The sequence below is a fragment of the Leclercia sp. UBA5076 genome (assembly GCF_002416465.1).
Taxonomy (GTDB): domain Bacteria; phylum Pseudomonadota; class Gammaproteobacteria; order Enterobacterales; family Enterobacteriaceae; genus Enterobacter.
Genome location: NZ_DIAO01000019.1, coordinates 47894 through 63728, shown reverse-complemented (window position 1 = coordinate 63728; position 15835 = coordinate 47894). Strand labels below are relative to the sequence as shown.

General features: G+C 55.1%; 13 protein-coding genes. 3 read left to right on the top strand and 10 right to left on the bottom strand.

The genetic code is table 11. The features are described 5' to 3' along the window. Nucleotides 1-3: 3 nt before the first annotated feature. Both gltB and gltD read left to right on the top strand, forming a co-directional pair. Nucleotides 4-4464 carry a glutamate synthase large subunit gene (gene gltB, locus B3X29_RS19735; protein ID WP_146052371.1) on the top strand — a complete coding sequence of 1487 codons (4461 nt, stop codon included), beginning with the start codon at nucleotides 4-6 and terminating at the stop codon, nucleotides 4462-4464. Nucleotides 4465-4473: 9 nt separating this feature from the next. Continuing rightward, a complete protein-coding gene (gene gltD, locus B3X29_RS19730; protein ID WP_103177208.1) occupies nucleotides 4474-5892 on the top strand; it encodes a glutamate synthase subunit GltD in 1419 nt (472 codons plus the stop codon). Nucleotides 5893-5927: 35 nt separating this feature from the next. On the opposite strand, the gene B3X29_RS19725 is transcribed toward gltD, so the two are convergent. The 10 genes from B3X29_RS19725 to zapE form a co-directional block, all read right to left on the bottom strand. Then, entirely contained in the window at nucleotides 5928-6629 is a 702-nt protein-coding gene (locus B3X29_RS19725) for a DUF1120 domain-containing protein (RefSeq protein WP_236560472.1), read from the bottom strand. Then, nucleotides 6626-7156 carry a hypothetical protein gene (locus tag B3X29_RS19720; RefSeq protein WP_159339882.1) on the bottom strand — a complete coding sequence of 177 codons (531 nt, stop codon included), beginning with the start codon at nucleotides 7154-7156 and terminating at the stop codon, nucleotides 6626-6628. The genes B3X29_RS19725 and B3X29_RS19720 overlap by 4 nt, the downstream gene beginning before the upstream one ends. Further along, on the bottom strand, nucleotides 7153-9525 hold the full coding sequence (locus B3X29_RS19715) for a fimbrial biogenesis usher protein (protein ID WP_159339881.1): 2373 nt from the start codon (nucleotides 9523-9525) through the stop codon (nucleotides 7153-7155). The genes B3X29_RS19720 and B3X29_RS19715 overlap by 4 nt, the downstream gene beginning before the upstream one ends. 20 nt (nucleotides 9526-9545) lie before the next feature. Next, entirely contained in the window at nucleotides 9546-10217 is a 672-nt protein-coding gene (locus tag B3X29_RS19710) for a fimbria/pilus chaperone family protein (RefSeq protein ID WP_159339880.1), read from the bottom strand. Nucleotides 10218-10377: 160 nt separating this feature from the next. After that, on the bottom strand, nucleotides 10378-11091 hold the full coding sequence (locus tag B3X29_RS19705) for a DUF1120 domain-containing protein (RefSeq protein ID WP_159339879.1): 714 nt from the start codon (nucleotides 11089-11091) through the stop codon (nucleotides 10378-10380). A gap of 449 nt (nucleotides 11092-11540) precedes the next feature. Then, entirely contained in the window at nucleotides 11541-12032 is a 492-nt protein-coding gene (sspB, locus tag B3X29_RS19700; RefSeq protein WP_103177213.1) for a ClpXP protease specificity-enhancing factor, read from the bottom strand. Between the two features lie 5 nt (nucleotides 12033-12037). Beyond that, nucleotides 12038-12676, bottom strand: a complete 639-nt coding sequence (sspA, locus tag B3X29_RS19695; RefSeq protein WP_103177214.1) for a stringent starvation protein SspA — start codon at nucleotides 12674-12676, stop codon at nucleotides 12038-12040. A gap of 312 nt (nucleotides 12677-12988) precedes the next feature. Next, nucleotides 12989-13381, bottom strand: a complete 393-nt coding sequence (gene rpsI / locus B3X29_RS19690; protein ID WP_003860436.1) for a 30S ribosomal protein S9 — start codon at nucleotides 13379-13381, stop codon at nucleotides 12989-12991. Between the two features lie 15 nt (nucleotides 13382-13396). Next, nucleotides 13397-13825, bottom strand: coding sequence for a 50S ribosomal protein L13 (gene rplM, locus B3X29_RS19685; protein ID WP_024551131.1), 429 nt, complete (start codon nucleotides 13823-13825; stop codon nucleotides 13397-13399). A gap of 287 nt (nucleotides 13826-14112) precedes the next feature. Further along, nucleotides 14113-15237: a cell division protein ZapE gene (zapE, locus tag B3X29_RS19680; RefSeq protein ID WP_159339878.1), complete on the bottom strand. Its 1125-nt coding sequence runs from the start codon at nucleotides 15235-15237 to the stop codon at nucleotides 14113-14115. 190 nt (nucleotides 15238-15427) lie between these two features. On the opposite strand from zapE, the gene zapG reads away from it, so the two are divergent. Further along, nucleotides 15428-15826 carry a Z-ring associated protein ZapG gene (gene zapG / locus B3X29_RS19675; RefSeq protein ID WP_103177216.1) on the top strand — a complete coding sequence of 133 codons (399 nt, stop codon included), beginning with the start codon at nucleotides 15428-15430 and terminating at the stop codon, nucleotides 15824-15826. Nucleotides 15827-15835: the final 9 nt, after the last annotated feature.

The following is a 15835-nucleotide window of genomic DNA, read 5'->3' as shown; positions in this document are numbered from 1 at the left end:
GATATGTTGTACGATAAATCCCTTGAGAAGGATAACTGTGGTTTCGGCCTGATCGCCCACATAGAAGGCGAACCTAGCCACAAGGTAGTGCGTACCGCTATACACGCACTGGCCCGTATGCAGCACCGTGGCGCTATCCTTGCGGATGGTAAAACCGGCGACGGTTGCGGTCTGCTGCTGCAAAAACCGGATCGTTTCTTCCGTATCGTGGCGGAAGAGCGCGGCTGGCGTTTAGCCAAAAACTACGCTGTCGGCATGCTGTTCCTGAATCAGGACGCTGAAAAAGCCGCCGTATCACGCCGCATCGTCGAAGAAGAACTTCAACGTGAAACCCTCTCTATTGTCGGCTGGCGCGATGTGCCAACCAACGAAGGGGTGCTCGGTGAAATCGCCCTCTCCTCGCTGCCTCGTATCGAGCAAATCTTTGTCAACGCGCCTGCGGGCTGGCGTCCGCGTGATATGGAACGCCGCCTGTTTATCGCCCGCCGCCGCATTGAAAAACGTCTCCAGGACGATAAAGAGTTCTACGTTTGTAGCCTCTCGAACCTGGTGAACATCTATAAAGGTCTCTGTATGCCGGCTGACCTGCCGCGCTTCTACCTGGACCTGGCGGACCTGCGTCTGGAATCGGCCATTTGCCTGTTCCACCAGCGCTTCTCCACCAACACCGTACCTCGCTGGCCGCTGGCTCAGCCGTTCCGCTATCTGGCGCACAACGGCGAGATCAACACCATCACCGGTAACCGCCAGTGGGCCCGCGCCCGTACCTATAAATTCCAGACCCCGCTGATCCCGGATCTGCACGATGCCGCGCCGTTCGTTAACGAAACCGGCTCGGACTCCAGCTCTATGGATAACATGCTGGAGCTGCTGCTCGCCGGCGGGATGGATATCGTCCGCGCCATGCGCCTGCTCGTTCCACCAGCATGGCAGAACAACCCGGATATGGATCCGGAGCTGCGTGCCTTCTTCGACTTTAACTCCATGCACATGGAGCCGTGGGATGGCCCGGCGGGTATCGTCATGTCCGACGGTCGCTTTGCCGCCTGTAACCTCGACCGTAACGGTCTGCGTCCGGCGCGCTATGTCATCACCAAAGACAAGCTGATCACCTGTGCCTCCGAAGTAGGCATCTGGGATTACCAGCCTGACGAAGTGGTAGAAAAAGGCCGCGTTGGCCCTGGCGAGCTGATGGTCATCGACACCCGTGGCGGTCGCATCCTGCACTCCGCGGAAACCGACAACGATCTGAAGAGCCGTCACCCGTATAAAGAGTGGATGGAGAAAAACGTCCGCCGTCTGGTGCCGTTCGAAGATCTGCCGGATAACGACGTGGGCAGCCGCGAGCTGGATGACGATACCCTCGCCAGCTACCAGAAACAGTTTAATTACAGTGCGGAAGAGCTGGACTCTGTTATCCGCGTACTGGGTGAAAACGGCCAGGAAGCGGTCGGCTCTATGGGTGACGATACCCCGTTTGCCGTGCTCTCCAGCCAGCCGCGCATTATTTATGACTATTTCCGTCAGCAGTTCGCGCAGGTCACCAACCCGCCGATCGACCCGCTGCGTGAAGCCCACGTAATGTCGCTGGCGACCAGCATTGGTCGCGAGATGAACGTCTTCTGCGAAGCCGAAGGCCAGGCCCACCGTCTGACCTTTAAATCGCCGATCCTGCTCTACTCCGATTTTACCCAGCTGACCACCATGCAAGAGGAGCACTACCGCGCCGACACGCTCGATATCACCTTCGACGTGACCGAAGCGAACCTCGAAGAGACGGTGAAAGCGCTGTGCGATAAGGCCGAACAGATGGTGCGTAACGGTACCGTTCTGCTGGTGCTGTCCGACCGTAATATCGCGAAGAACCGTCTGCCGGTTCCGGCGCCTATGGCGGTGGGTGCAATCCAGACCCGCCTGGTGGAGAAGAGCCTGCGCTGCGACGCCAACATCATTGTTGAGACCGCAAGTGCGCGCGACCCGCACCACTTTGCCGTGCTGCTGGGCTTTGGTGCGACGGCGATCTACCCGTACCTGGCCTACGAAACGCTGGCAAAACTGGTCGACACCAACGCCATCGAAAAAGATTACCGTACCGTGATGCTGAACTACCGTAACGGCATCAACAAAGGTCTGTACAAGATCATGTCCAAAATGGGCATCTCGACCATCGCCTCTTACCGCTGCTCGAAGCTGTTCGAAGCCGTTGGTCTGCATGATGATGTCGCCGATCTCTGCTTCCAGGGTGTGATCAGCCGTATCGGCGGAGCGGGCTTCAGCGACTTCCAGCAGGATCTGCTGAATCTCTCCAAACGCGCCTGGCTGGCACGTAAGCCGCTGGATCAGGGCGGACAGCTGAAGTACGTGCACGGCGGCGAATACCACGCCTATAACCCGGACGTGGTTCGCACCCTGCAACAGGCTGTCCAGAGCGGCGAGTACAGCGATTATCAGCAGTATGCTGAGCTGGTTAACAACCGCCCGGCGGCCACACTGCGTGACCTGCTGGCGCTGAACCCGGGTGACGAGGCTGTGAGCATCGACGACGTAGAGCCTGCGTCTGAACTGTTCAAACGCTTCGATACCGCTGCGATGTCCATCGGTGCGCTGAGCCCGGAAGCCCACGAGGCGCTGGCTGAGGCGATGAACAGCATCGGCGGCAACTCTAACTCCGGCGAAGGCGGTGAAGATCCGGCGCGCTACGGCACCAATAAAGTGTCGCGTATCAAGCAGGTGGCATCCGGTCGCTTCGGTGTGACCCCAGCGTACCTGGTCAACGCCGACGTGATTCAGATTAAAGTCGCTCAGGGTGCAAAACCGGGCGAAGGCGGCCAGTTACCTGGTGACAAAGTGACCCCGTACATCGCCAAACTGCGCTACTCGGTACCGGGCGTGACGCTCATCTCCCCGCCGCCGCACCACGATATCTACTCTATCGAGGACTTAGCGCAGCTAATTTTCGACCTGAAACAGGTCAACCCGAAAGCGATGATCTCCGTGAAGCTGGTTTCCGAACCGGGTGTCGGCACCATCGCCACCGGCGTGGCAAAAGCCTATGCGGATCTCATCACCATCGCCGGTTACGACGGCGGCACCGGCGCAAGCCCGCTCTCCTCCGTGAAATACGCGGGCTGTCCGTGGGAGCTGGGTCTGGTGGAAACCCAGCAGGCGCTGGTGGCTAACGGCCTGCGTCACAAGATCCGTCTGCAGGTGGATGGCGGCCTGAAAACCGGTCTCGACATCATTAAAGCGGCGATTCTGGGTGCAGAGAGCTTTGGTTTCGGTACCGGCCCGATGGTGGCGCTGGGCTGTAAATACCTGCGTATTTGTCACCTGAACAACTGCGCAACCGGTGTTGCTACCCAGGACGAGAAGTTGCGTAAGAACCACTATCACGGTCTGCCGTTCAAAGTGACCAACTACTTTGACTTCATCGCCCGCGAAACCCGCGAGCTGATGGCGCAGCTGGGCGTAACGCGTCTGGTGGATCTGATTGGCCGTACCGACCTGCTGAAAGAGCTGGACGGGTTCACGGCTAAACAGCAGAACCTGAAGCTTTCCCGCCTGCTGGAAACGGCTGAGCCGCATCCGGGTAAAGCGGTCTACTGCACCGAGAACAACCCGCCGTTCGACAATGGCGTGTTGAATGCGCAGCTGTTGCAGCAGGCGAAGCCGTTTGTGGATGAGAAGCAGAGCAAAACCTTCTGGTTTGATATTCGCAACACCGACCGTTCCGTAGGCGCGTCGCTCTCTGGCTACATCGCGCAGACGCACGGCGACCAGGGCCTGGCTGCCGATCCGATTATCGCGCACTTCAGCGGTACCGCGGGCCAGAGCTTCGGCGTCTGGAACGCCGGCGGCGTTGAGCTGTACCTGACTGGCGATGCCAACGACTACGTCGGTAAAGGCATGGCGGGCGGTCTGCTGGCGGTACGTCCTCCGGTGGGTTCTGCCTTCCGCAGCTGTGATGCGAGCATCATCGGCAACACCTGTCTGTACGGTGCCACCGGTGGTCGTCTGTTCGCCGCAGGCCGTGCAGGTGAGCGTTTTGCGGTGCGTAACTCCGGTGCTATCACCGTGGTGGAAGGTATCGGCGATAACGGCTGTGAATACATGACCGGCGGGATTGTCTGCGTACTGGGCAAAACGGGCGTTAACTTCGGTGCAGGTATGACCGGTGGTTTCGCCTACGTACTGGATGAAGACGGTGAGTTCCGCAAACGCGTGAACCCGGAACTGGTGGAAGTGCTGGAGGTTGATAGCCTGGCGATCCACGAGGAGCACCTGCGTGGTCTGATTACCGAGCACGTGCATCATACCGGTTCCGTGCGCGGCGAAGAGATCCTGGCCAACTGGCCGGCGTTCTCTGCGAAATTCGCGCTGGTTAAACCGAAGTCCAGCGATGTTAAAGCCCTGTTGGGTCACCGTAGTCGTAGCGCAGCAGAGCTGCGTGTGCAGGCGCAGTAAGGAATTCAGATGAGCCAGAATGTTTACCAGTTTATCGACCTGCAGCGTGTGGATCCGCCGAAGAAGCCGCTGAAGATCCGTAAAATTGAATTTGTTGAAATTTATGAGCCGTTTTCCGAAGGCCAGGCCAAAGCACAGGCAGACCGTTGCCTCTCCTGCGGCAACCCGTACTGCGAGTGGAAATGTCCGGTACATAACTACATCCCGAACTGGCTGAAGCTGGCTAACGAAGGACGTATTTTTGAGGCCGCCGAGCTCTCTCACCAGACCAACACCCTGCCGGAAGTGTGCGGCCGCGTGTGTCCGCAGGACCGTCTGTGTGAAGGCTCCTGCACCCTGAACGACGAGTTCGGCGCGGTGACCATCGGCAATATTGAACGCTATATCAACGATAAAGCGTTTGAGATGGGCTGGCGCCCGGACATGACCGGCGTGCGTCAGACTGACAAACGCGTGGCGATCATTGGTGCCGGTCCGGCAGGCCTGGCCTGTGCCGACGTGCTGACTCGCAACGGCGTGAAAGCGGTGGTGTTTGACCGTCATCCGGAGATCGGCGGTCTGCTGACCTTCGGCATCCCGGCCTTCAAGCTGGAAAAAGAGGTGATGACCCGCCGCCGTGAAATCTTCACCGGCATGGGCATTGAGTTCAAACTCAACACCGAAGTGGGCCGCGACGTGATGCTCGACGATCTGCTGAAAGATTACGACGCCGTATTCCTGGGCGTGGGTACCTATCAGTCGATGCGTGGCGGGCTGGAGAACGAAGAGGCGCCGGGCGTATACGACGCGCTGCCGTTCCTGATTGCCAACACCAAGCAGCTGATGGGCTATGGCGAAACCGCCGACGAGCCGTTTGTGAGTATGGAAGGCAAACGCGTAGTGGTGCTGGGCGGGGGCGATACCGCGATGGACTGCGTGCGGACCTCCATTCGTCAGAATGCGGCACACGTAATCTGCGCATACCGTCGTGACGAAGAGAACATGCCGGGCTCAAAACGCGAAGTGAAAAACGCGCGTGAAGAGGGCGTGGAATTCCAGTTCAACATCCAGCCTCTGGGTATTGAAGTGAATGCCAACGGCAGAGTGAGCGGCGTGAAGATGGCGCGTACCGAGATGGGAGCCCCGGATGCCAAAGGCCGTCGCCGCGCCGAGATTGTGGCTGGTTCGGAGTTTGTGATCCCGGCTGACGCGGTCGTCATGGCGTTCGGTTTCCGCCCTCACAGCATGGAGTGGCTGGCGAAGCACAGCGTCGAGCTGGATTCACAGGGCCGCATCATCGCCCCGGAAGGCAGCGACAACGCGTTCCAGACCAGCAACCCGAAAATCTTCGCCGGTGGCGATATCGTTCGCGGTTCAGACCTGGTGGTGACCGCCATTGCCGAAGGCCGTAAAGCAGCTGACGGCATCATGAACTACCTCGAAGTGTGATCCTGACGGATCGGCGGGCCTGCTCGCCGATCCGATTACAAGTAAACAAGGCTGATAACGGCTTCACCATCCAGCTTAATCGTCTGGCTACTTCCTAACGCGTTCGCCACCGTGGCGCTAACCTGCAACGGTATCGTGGCTGTGCTGATGGGTTGCGGAGCCAGCGTGCCTTTTTGCACCAGGGTATAAAAATAATCCTGCTTTGTTGGCAACGGCAGCAGGTCACTTTTTTCCCAGGTTCCTTTCGAATTTACCGCACCGGCAACCTCCACCGCCACGCTGCGATCGCCATCTGATGCGATGACATTCATGGCATCAATCTGCACGGCATAACTGCCGATGGGCTTGTTTTCCGCCGTCATGCCCAGGCCAAACAGCCGTGATGGCTCACTGACATACTGACCGCCGTTAATCTGAAAACGTGGCCCTTCCTGGCCTTGATTATCCCTGCCCCAGACGACCGAAGTGGCCCGCGTATCCCGCGCGGTGATGGCTACCGCCGTGGACGATTCACAGGTGATGCTCAAAACCAGATCCCGGGTTCCCAGCTGTGTAAAAGCGTTGCGTGATAAGCTCCCGGCGCTGCGCGAATTGAAATCCACAACGCCATTATTGCTCAGGACGGGCGTGCAGGCAGCGGCATCGGCGGTAAGCTCAAAATCAATACTGACGGTGTCACTTGCCATGACAGGCACCGCCATGAAGGCCGCAAGTAGCAGGCAAAAACCACGCATCATTGCGCCTCCAGGTTTATATTCAGGTTTCCGCGCCAGGTGGTCTGTTCCGTCACCGGACCGGGTTTAACGCGCGCCGCCACCAGCAGGGAGACCGAGGCATTTTTGCCAAACACCTCATCGCCGTTGCTGAATGCCAGCCCCTCGTTCAGCGACACCTGTAACGTTTCACTGCTCCCGGAGCGGAGCACGGTATCCGCTCTGTTTACCGACGCAAGACGCACCGGACGATCGTCAACGTACGCATGTGCTGCCGTAATGAGCATCTCCCCTTCGCTACCGAATGAGAAGGTGCCGTTATGCGGCAGGTCGCTGCCGAAAAACAGCCGTATTCGCTGCGGTTCGCTACAGCTCACCTGCACTTTAATCTGTTTTTCCGGAAGCGTTATCCACGGCCCGGTAGCCTGCTGTCGCTCGGCCGGGCTTAGCCGGGTGTAGGCGATCTTTTGCTGGCTGGCGATAAGCTGGCACTCCGCCAGGCTCTGGCATGGTATTAACCCTATCGCCGCCAGCAGCAGATAATATTTCATTGGCATACTCCTTTTGCCGTTTCATAAAATACGTTCGTCTGCGCCTGTTCTGGCAGGGTCAGCTGAATGCGGCAACTCCCGGATTCATCCAGCGCCACCAGCCCCTGTCGCGCGCTGGCGTTGTTCAGAAATACCACGCCATCATCAACCGAGGTGGTAAGGTAGTTGCCTTGCGTATCCATAATGGCTCTGTTTTTCGGCAGCTTTTTACCATCCTGCATGGTCACTTCAAGCAAGACGCGGCGCTGGGTTATAGCCGCAAAATGAACCTTACTTACCGATCCCCTGCCCAGACTCAGGAAACGAGTCCCGTTGCCAACATCCATATTCTTTGGCAACGTTTCGGTATGTAACTCCACACGCGAGTTTTGCCACGCGTTCAGCGAAGGCAGCACCGCGTAGCCGCGGGCATCCGTCCATACCGGCCCCTGCGGCGTGTCGATTTTAATACCGGCAATCGGCTGATCCAGCGAGACAACTCCAAAGGTGTCACGCACCGGCAACGGCGAAAAGGTGACGCCTTCTCCGTGCGCCACGATGCCGCCCTGCAGAGAGCCCGAATAGCTGCGTTGGCTATCGTTGGCCATGCTGGCGTTAAGCATCAGCTGGGAGTAGTGCAGGTTACTGCTTAGCCCCGCGCTGATGCTTTGGTCCTTCTCTTTCTGGTCAAACTCTGCCCCCAATGAATAACCATTTTCATTCGAGATATTTCCCATCACCGTGGAGCCATAGCGGGTGGAGCTGCCCTCCCGGCGGACGTAAGTGTTTACGTTGCTTTTGCCGAGCGGGAAGCTGACATTGAAGTAGAACAGATCGTCTTTTTTACCGTTGGTATCGCTCAGCTGATGCTGCCAGTTGGCCGAAACATAGGCTGAAAACAGATTGCTTCCCCATCCCGCGTTGATATACCGCGTTTTGCCGGACTGGTTGCGGTTCTTCGTTTCGTAAAGGCTGGCGCTGAACGTCCCTGCCTTGCTGGTTTGCCACTGCAATCCAACGGCATAGTCATGCTTTTTGATCGCCGTAAAACCGCGGTCAATAAACTCCGAGAACTCCCGATAGCCCGGCGAGTAATAGCCCGCCGACGCGGTCACGCTGATGCCTATCGCTGACGTCAGGCTGGCTTCGAGACGATAGCTTTGTCCCTGGCGCGCGTTTTCATGGTCATAGGACTGATTGACCTTCAGGCTCAGCAGGGTCGAAGAAGAAGGCGCCGTATTCAGGCCGACGCCAGCGGCCTGGAAATCCCGGGCCAGTATTGCCCCCAGGTTGATATTACTCCCGGGCAGCAGCCGCCAGCCGCCCGACGCGCTCAGCACCAGCGGTTTTTTGTTGTAATCATCGCTTACCTGGCCAAACGCCAGAAACAGACCAGCCGGATTACCCAGCCTCTGCAGAAAGAGTGAGGCAGGGATCGTATAGCTGTGCCGGGTGCCGTCGGTCTCGACAACCGTTACGCTGAGATCGCTGGTGTAGTTGCGCAGAGCAACATCAGTAAGCGTAAAGGGCCCCACCGGAACGAGGGTCGAATAGACGAGCGTACCCTGCTGGCGAATCTCTACGCGCGCCTGCGAGGTATTAGCGATCCCGCTCACCCTGACCATGCTCTGCTGCGCATCCAGACCGCTTTCCGGCGACAGGGAGACGCCGTACAGACTGGTCCCCTGCAGCAGTCCGTTATTCATGCTGACTTCACCCATTTGTGCGGTTGTGCGCAAATTAACAAAGGTGCGCTGCAAATAGGTCTGGCTGTTTTCGCTGTTGAACTTGCCTTCCGACTGGCTTAATAACTGGTTGGTACGCAGTAGCCACCCGGCAACGTTCACCCCACCTTCAAGCTGCGCCTGTGACCAGGTGGCGCTGCCGCCGCTATATTCGTTGCGCGAAGACATGGCGGAATAGTTAAGCACGGCGGCGGTTCCCTCCATGGTAAAATCCGTAACGGCCTTACCCGGCTGGGCGATCTCTTCAGGGGGGATCACCAGCTCGATCATCTCCTGGCCGGGATCGGCCTTTACGACGGTTTGGGGATGCTGCTTCAGGTAATCGTAACACCCCTTCTGATAGTCGCTGGGGATACGAATATGCGCATGCTCCATTAATGACTTGTCGAAGCAAAGCTCGCCCTGCCGCTGGAAATGCGCCAGCACGCGACCTTTATTCTGCCCGTTCACTTTCAGCGTAACCGTTGTCTGCCCGGGCATAAAGCGTGATTTCTCAGCAAAATATGACGAAACCGTGGGATCGATGCCCAGCGACCTTAAGGTTTCACTATCAAATTCGAGAGAGCCTGCGTCGATTTCAACGGCTTTCCCCTGGCGTGCGCAGAACATACTGACTGCACACATAAGCAGCGTTCTTTTAAACATCCTTGTTTTCCCTGAACGACTTACTGTAATGGTGCTATATATTTTTCACCTTTGTATCCATAACGGCTGGCGGGATAAAAATGCACTTCCGTATCCGCTTTATTGGGTAAGGCTACGGTCGTGCTGGTGTGCGGCAGTAAATAGGTATTTTTCAGCGCACCCTGTTGACCGGATGGTAATGTTGTAAACCCGGCCGCCATACGAACCACATAATTTGAGGGATTGGTGACGACCAGAGAATTGCCCTGCTTATGCCATTTAAGATGCTTCCAGGGAATGAGATCCTGGGCGAGCCCCGCCGGATGAATAATTACCGGTAAATCCTGGCGAATGGTGACTGCAACCCGCTCTTTGCCCTTTTCCCTGGGTGGTATACCTTCGAAGGTTACTCTTTTGAGCTCTTCCTGCATCAGCGGCTTTTGTAACTGCAGCATAAAACGCATTCGCTGTACGGCCCCCGCCTCAACCCTTACAACGGGTTGAGAAACAATAACGCGAACACCTTTATCGCTTTCTGGCAAATCCACAATATTAGTATAAAGCAACGCAGGTCTGGAATCCGTATTCCTCACGTTCATACTGGCTTCCCCTTTGTCGGCATCAATTAATAATACCGATGTTTCGGGTACCATACCGGAGGCGTAACTCTGCACAGAAATAAATAAAAGAGAGTAAATAATGCTACGCTTCATAACATGCCCTTCAGCTGCGATAATGGAAAAGATTATTAACTCCCAGAAAGGGTATTATGAATCCTGAAATGTAATTGTTTGACAGTAACAGGTGTCAAATATTCAAATGGAGTGCGGCGTGTTTTTATTATTAAATCGCCGCACTCATTATTTTTATGGCTTACAGATAAACAAGGCTCAGAGTGGCATTACCGTTCAGAACAATTTCATCAGCACCCAGTACAGAACTGGGCTGCACGGCTGCGGCAATTTTCATCGGTACAGTCATTTCTTTGAACATCTTCGGTTCTGTGGAACCTACCTGACCTACAGTAACAATACGCGAGTTATCATTACTCTGGTTCCCGTAAGACGCGGCACGCCAGGTTGCCCCGTTATTATCAGAAACAAGCAGGTCTGCCGCTACGCTATCTGCAGTCATCTTTGCGCCATCTACGGCGACAGTATAGGCACCGATTTTCGCATCATTGGTCGCCACACCCAGACCAAAGCCGAAATAGCTTTGTGTGATGCTCGGGCCACCTGCGAATACAGAATTAACATATGCACTGGAAGAGAGGGTGACAGCGGAGCTGGCGCGGTTATCGGCCATGGTGAAGCCAATAGCTGTTGCGGCATCACAGGTTACGGTTAAGGTAATATCTTTAGAACCCAGCTGCACCAGGGCATTGCCAGCGGGAGCTTTTCGAATTGACGAGGCAGCAATGGAACCAAAAGCGACTTCACCGCTATTGCTTAATGCCGGGGTGCACGCAGCGGGAAGAATGGTGCCAGAGACTTTCATGGTGACATCGTCAGCAGCATTCACCTGAGCAGAGACCAGCAGTGCAGCGCCCACAGCCAGAGTGGCTACGTTCTTTTTAAACAGAGTCATTTTATTCTTTCCTTAATGTTATTAACCAGCAACTTTCCCGGTTGGCCATGTTTTAACAACCAGATACGCTTTACTATGAAATATATCATTCATAGACTATTTGTAAGAAACAGTGTCGACAAGACTACAGGATAAAATGACGGCCATCATTTAAGTTCGCTACATCAACCTTTCATAACTTCTAAAGATATTTATTTTCATAAAGTTAGCGCGTCGAACACGAGAAGGAATTTTATATTGAAGCTTCTATCAACGGCTAATTCTTTTCATAAAAATAAACCCACCCAATAACCAAAAGCAATTCATCATAGTTACGAATGCTTTAAGGAAATAAAAAAATATGCTTTAGGATATATAGTGTGATAAACATCATTGCCAAAAATAATAAAATAACAATATATTGATGATTCTAAATATCAGACAAAAAAAGGGCCCATGGGGCCCTTTTTTTATTTCACTACACGTAACGCCGGACGCCCACCGCGTGGCGGCGGGGTGTCGTCTGGATCATCGTCGTGATCGGGCTTATCGCCATCGATAATCGACATGACCGGTTCGCTTTCACTCTCGGTCGCGCCATGCTCATCATTGAGGCTGGAAACGTCTTCATCGTAAGCCGCTTCCGGCTCAAACATGGTGCCCGCGCCGTTTTCCCGTGCGTAAATAGCCAGTACAGCAGCCAGCGGCACAGAAACCTGACGCGGAACGCCGCCAAAGCGGGCGTTAAAGCGAACTTCGTCGTTCGCCAGCTCAAGACCACCCACCGCGCGCGGCGCAATGTTCAACACAATTTGCCCGTCACGTGCATATTCCATAGGAACCTGCACGCCCGGTAACGTCACATCCACTACCAGGTGCGGCGTGAGCTGGTTATCCAGCAGCCATTCATAGAAGGCACGCAGCAGATACGGACGGCGCGGAGAAAGCTGTGACATTTCCACAATGATTAACCCCGGCCGAGACGCATTTCACGTTCAGCTTCAGTCAGAGAAGCAAGGAAGGAGTCGCGTTCAAATACGCGCGTCATATAACCTTTGAGCTCTTTCGCACCAGGACCGCTGAATTCAACACCCAGGGTTGGCAAACGCCACAGCAGCGGAGCCAGGTAGCAATCCACCAGACTGAACTCATCGCTCAGGAAGAACGGACGCTGACCGAACACCGGTGCGATCGCCAGCAGCTCTTCACGCAGCTGTTTACGCGCAGCATCGGCTTCCGAAGAGGAACCGTTCGCAATGACGTTCATCAGCGTATACCAGTCTTTCTCGATACGCTGCATGTACAGACGGCTTTCCCCACGCGCAACCGGATAGACCGGCATCAGCGGCGGATGCGGGAAACGCTCATCCAGATATTCCATAATGATACGGGATTCCCACAGGGTCAGCTCACGATCCACCAGCGTTGGTACGCTCTGGCTTGGGTTGAGATCAATAAGATCCTGAGGCGGGTTATCCTTTTCCACATGCTCGATCTCAAAACTGACACCCTTCTCGGCCAGCACGATACGAACCTGATGGCTATAAATGTCAGTAGGACCAGAAAACAGCGTCATTACCGAACGTTTGTTGGCAGCGACAGCCATGAAAACCTCCAGGTATATTCAGAATTTTTACTGCTACCGGCCATACAGGCCAGCCAGATGTTTTGTTGCCCATCCCAGGGAATTCCTACTCTTGTTCAAAAAGAGAACAAAAATCGAGCATTCACCATTATTTGGGCAGAAAAGTGGATGATAGTTTACCAGATTTTGCGACCTTTGTGGTGAGGGTATTCTGGAAATGCGGAAAAAGAGGTCAGAAAGGGCGTCTGGATGTGGATGCGTTGAGCATGAGCCATAAAAAAACCCGCCGAAGCGGGTTTTTCGCAAATTGTTGTCTGCCGAAGCAGAAAGCAATTAACGCTTGGAGAACTGTGGACGACGACGTGCTTTACGCAGACCCACTTTCTTACGTTCAACCTGACGAGCGTCACGAGTAACGAAGCCAGCTTTACGCAGTTCAGAACGCAGGGATTCGTCGTACTCCATCAGAGCGCGGGTGATACCGTGACGGATCGCACCTGCCTGACCGGAGATACCACCACCTTTAACGGTGATGTACAGATCCAGTTTTTCTACCATATCAACCAGTTCCAGCGGCTGGCGAACTACCATGCGGGCAGTTTCACGACCGAAGTATTGTTCCAGAGAACGCTGGTTGATTACGATTTTACCACTGCCCGGTTTGATGAACACGCGAGCGGCGGAGCTTTTGCGGCGACCAGTGCCGTAGTATTGATTTTCAGCCATTGCCTATAATCCCGATTAGATGTCAAGAACTTGCGGTTGCTGTGCCGCGTGGTTGTGCTCGTTACCTGCGTAAACTTTCAGTTTACGGTACATAGCACGACCCAGCGGGCCTTTTGGCAGCATGCCTTTAACCGCGATTTCAATCACACGCTCAGGACGGCGGGCAATCATCTCTTCAAAGGTCGCTTGTTTGATACCGCCGATGTGGCCGGTGTGGTGATAGTACACTTTGTCAGTACGCTTGTTGCCGGTTACAGCAACTTTGTCAGCGTTCAGAACGATGATGTAATCACCGGTATCGACGTGCGGAGTGTATTCCGCTTTGTGCTTACCGCGCAGGCGACGAGCCAGTTCGGTAGCCAGACGGCCCAGAGTTTTACCGGTCGCGTCAACAACATACCAGTCGCGTTTTACGGTTTCTGGTTTAGCTGTAAAAGTTTTCATTAAAAGCTTACCCAAATAAATAAGTTACACGTTGGTGAACACCCAAACGTTTAGTAGTTGAGGTTCACACGACATTGTCCAGCAAACCTACCCCTTCGAATAGCCTATGCCGGCGCAGAGAAAGTTTTGGGAAAAAAACCTTCTTGTAACGTGGGGTCGCAAGATTATAGAGAAGTCAGGGGTAAAGATCGACCCTTAATTGTGATTTGAAGCGGGTTTTTACGGGGAGCCGAAAAGCCGGGCGGCGGTGGTGCCTTATCCGGCCTTGCGCGCTTAACGGAGGAGATTTACGGCATATGCTGGCGCTTCAGATACTCTTCGCTTTGCATCTCCTGCAGGCGTGACAGGCAGCGCTGGAACTCAAACTTCAGCCGCTCCCCCTGATAGATCTCATATAAAGGCACGGCTGCGCTCACCACCAGCTTAACGTGGCGTTCGTAGAACTCATCCACCAGCGCGATAAAACGTCGGGCTTCACTCTCCATCAACGTAGTCATCACCGGCACCTCAAACAGCATCACCGTATGGAACAGGCGCGAGAGCGCAATATAGTCATGCTGGCTGCGGGCATCGACACAGAGGGTGGCAAACGACACGGCGAGGGTCTGGTTGACGACGCCCAGCGTTTGCAGGGGACGATGGTTTACCTCCAGCACCGGGGCGTTACCCCGCTCCGCGCCGGCAAGCGCCAGCCACAGCTTGTCCATCTGCTGTTGCGTGTCGTCATTCAACGGCGAAATCCACAGATGGGCCTGGGTCAGCGTACGCAGACGGTAGTCGATGCCGGCATCCACATTCATGATGTGACAATGCTCTTTAATCGCCGCGATAGCCGGCAGGAAGCGGGCACGTTGCAGGCCGTTACGGTAGAGCTCATCTGGCGGAATGTTTGATGTCGCCACCAGGGTGATACCCCGGTCAAAGAGCGCTTTCATTAATCCGCCCAGCAGCATGGCGTCGGTAATATCCGAGACAAAAAACTCATCGAAGCAGAGCACATCGGTTTCAGCTTTAAAACGCTCAGCGACGATATCCAGCGGATCGCTCTGCCCCTGCAGGGCCGTCAGCTCTTCATGGACCCGCAGCATAAAGCGGTGAAAGTGAAGACGCTGCTTACGCGTCCCCGGCAGGCTCTGGTAAAAAAGATCCATCAGCCAGGTTTTGCCGCGCCCGACGCCCCCCCACATATATAAGCCCCGCACTGGCGTGACGCTCTGCGGCGCTTTCTTGCCCAACAACCGTCCAAATGCGGCTTTTAACCCACCGGAAGGCGCAGCTTCGGCTGGCCGGGCCGTCAGCTCATGCCAGATGCCGTCCAGACGGCTTACCGCTTCACGCTGTACCTCATCTGGCTGGTGGGAGCCCTCGCTCAGGGCCTGTTGATAACGCGATGTAGGGGAGAGACTTTGCATAATGTTATTGTTATTCCTTCAATTAATACCCGTCAGACTGCTCAGTTGACGAAAAAAAGGCCGTTCTACAGTACGCGATGATGCGGCGGGATTCCACTTCTAAGGAAATAGCGGTTATAGTGGCATAATCAGGCCCTGGCATGGAGCCGAGCCAACACCCTACGGAACCACAAGACAACGGGAGAAGTTCATGACCTGGGAATATGCGCTAATTGGTTTAGTCGTCGGCATCGCTATCGGCGCCGTGGCCATGCGTTTTGGTAATCGCAAATTGCGTCAGCAACAGGCGTTGCAGTACGAACTGGAAAAGAACAAAGCTGAACTGGACGAGTATCGTGAAGAGCTGGTCAGCCACTTTGCTCAGAGCGCCGAGCTGCTGGACAACATGGCGCATGACTACCGTCAGCTTTATCAGCACATGGCGAAAAGCTCCAGCAGCCTGCTGCCGGAGATGAGCGCGGAAAACAATCCGTTCCGTAACCGTCTGGCCGAGTCCGAAGCCAGTAACGATCAAGCGCCTGTACAGATGCCACGTGACTACTCCGAAGGGGCTTCCGGCCTGCTGCGCGGTGGCGCAAAGCGCGACTAATCGCAGATC